The following is a 280-nucleotide window of genomic DNA, read 5'->3' on the forward strand; positions in this document are numbered from 1 at the left end:
GCCTTGGGCGAATGGGATTCGTCGCCTTCCAGCGAAGTGCGGAATTCTTCCAACAACTCACGCTGACGGCGGTTGAGGTTGCAGGGGGTTTCCACCGCCACTCGGCACATCAGGTCGCCAGCACCACCGCCACGCACGGGCGCAACGCCCTTGCCTCGCAGACGGAACTGCTTGCCGGTCTGGGTGCCTTCCGGAATCTTCAGCTTGACCCGACCGTCGAGGGTCGGCACTTCCAGCTCGCCGCCCAGGGCCGCATCGGGGAAGCTGATCGGCACTTCGC

General features: G+C 65.4%; 1 protein-coding gene. It reads right to left on the reverse strand.

The window, feature by feature from the left end; all coding sequences use genetic code 11:
• A partial coding sequence (locus QMX89_RS22790; RefSeq protein WP_282349965.1) for a DnaJ C-terminal domain-containing protein occupies positions 1-280 on the reverse strand: 280 nt, incomplete at both ends.

This window comes from Pseudomonas sp. PS01301 (assembly GCF_029960215.1).
GTDB lineage: Bacteria > Pseudomonadota > Gammaproteobacteria > Pseudomonadales > Pseudomonadaceae > Aquipseudomonas > Aquipseudomonas coleopterorum.